Source organism: Neisseria sp. P0021.S005, assembly GCF_051956955.1.
In genome coordinates this window covers 1-2011 of sequence record NZ_JBQCWY010000559.1, presented here as the reverse complement: position 1 = coordinate 2011, position 2011 = coordinate 1, and the positions used below count along the sequence as shown (strand labels likewise).

General features: G+C 52.0%; 2 protein-coding genes. Both read right to left on the bottom strand.

The features are described from left to right. On the bottom strand, positions 1-748 hold a 748-nt coding region (locus ACTHUE_RS16815), incomplete at its 3' end, for a Na(+)-translocating NADH-quinone reductase subunit C (RefSeq protein ID WP_440424032.1). Beyond that, positions 741-1973: an NADH:ubiquinone reductase (Na(+)-transporting) subunit B gene (locus ACTHUE_RS16810; protein ID WP_107867782.1), complete on the bottom strand. Its 1233-nt coding sequence runs from the start codon at positions 1971-1973 to the stop codon at positions 741-743. The genes ACTHUE_RS16810 and ACTHUE_RS16815, both read right to left, overlap by 8 nt. Positions 1974-2011 lie beyond the last annotated feature (38 nt).

Here is a 2011-nt window from a genome sequence, read left to right as displayed (position 1 = left end):
TCAGGTAGGGGATATAGCCGTTTTCGCCGAACCAGTAGGCGAACGAACCTTGCACGCCTTTAGATGTCAGCGATGCGCCGGAGAGGGCATCTACGCCGTGTTCTTTGTCCGAACTTGCGCCTTTGCCTACATGCAGGGCGAGTTTGCCTTGTTCGTCAAACAGTTTTTTGCCGACGAATTTTTGTTGCCACAACGGATTGCCGATTTCGCCGCCCAAGCCCGGGGTTTCGCCTTGGTCGTAGTAAGTGATGCCGTTGATGGTGTTGCCGTCGGGTTGGATGGCGACAAAGCCGTACATAACAGACCACAAACCGTTACCGTGCATAGGCAGGATGATTTGGCTGACTTTGCCGTCATCGCCTTTTACCAGATAAACCTCAGTGTATTTGGCACGGCTTTTGATGCCGGCCAAATCGTCTTCGGGTTTGATTTGGATGCTTTGGGCAGGGTCTTTGCCTGCGATGCGCGCGCTGAAGTCTTTCGGCGCATCTTTCACGTATTCGCCGGTTGCCAAATCGACAACGCGTTGCTCGATACGCTCGGCAAAGGTTTTGCTGATGTCGGTGTTTTTATCCATCAAACCGGCTACGCTCAAGATATAGCCTTGTTTGTCTTGGAGTTTTTGTTTCTCTTGGATGGGTTTCAAGCCGACGACCGCACCGGCAACGATGATGGAACAAATCAGGCTGACAACCAATACCACAATCAGCGTGCCGCTGAAGCTGTCTTTATCGAATTTCTTAGCCATTGCTGCGCGCCTTTCTGCGTTTGATGTTCGCTTGTGCGACGAAATAGTCGAAAATCGGGGCAAACAGGTTGGCAAACAGAATCGCCAACATCATGCCTTCAGGGTAAGCCGGATTGACCACGCGGATTAACACGCACATCACACCGATTAGCGCGCCGTACCACCATTTGCCGACATTGGTAAAGGAAGCGGAAACAGGGTCGGTTGCCATAAACAGCATACCGATGGCAAAGCCGCCGACAACCAGATGCCAGTACCAAGGCATGGAGAACATGGCGTTGGTGTTCGAACCGATGAAGTTAAACAGCGAAGACATGGCAATCATACCGATCATCACGCCGGCGATAATGCGCCAAGAGGCAATACGAGTGAACACGATAAACGCGCCACCGATTAAGAGCGCCAAAGTGGATACTTCGCCGATTGAGCCGGGCACGTTACCGATAAATGCGTCCATCCAAGAAATGGTTTGATCGGTTACAGCGTTTTTCAGGCCGTCTGCACCGTGTGCCGCCCATTGCGCCAAAGCAGTTGCGCCGGAATAGCCGTCAACCGCAGTCCAAATGGTATCGCCGGTAATGTTGGCAGGGTAGGCAAAGAACAGGAACGCACGGCCTGCAAGAGCAGGGTTCATGAAGTTTTTACCTGTACCGCCGAATACTTCTTTCGCAACCACAACGCCGAAAGAAATACCCAAAGCGGCTTGCCACAAAGGCAGGGTAGGGGGAACGATCAAAGCAAACAGAATCGAAGTCACGAAGAAACCTTCGTTGATTTCATGTTTGCGTACAGTGGCGAACAAGACTTCCCAGAAGCCGCCCACAACAAATACAGTCGCGTAAATCGGCAGGAAGAAAATCGCGCCGAACAGCATTTTGCCCAACACGCCCGCTTCAGACGACATATTGATGCCCAAAGCGTTGGCAAGGGCGTAATGCCAGTCGTTGGCGATATTTTGTTGCAGCAAATCAGGCGTTAACGCACCGAATGCCTGTACGCCGACGTTGTACATACCGTAGAACATAGCAGGGAACAAAGCCAGCCACACCAAAATCATCATGCGCTTGGAGTCGAGCGCATCGCGGACGTGGGCCGCTTTGCGCGTTACCGCGCCGGATGTATAGAAAATCGTCGCCGCAGCTTCGTAGAGGGCATACCATTTTTCATGTTTGCCGCCCGGCAGGAAGTGCGGTTCGATTTTTTCAAGAAAATGTTTCAAGCCCATAATCAGCCTTCCTTCTCAATGGTTTCCAGCACCTTGCG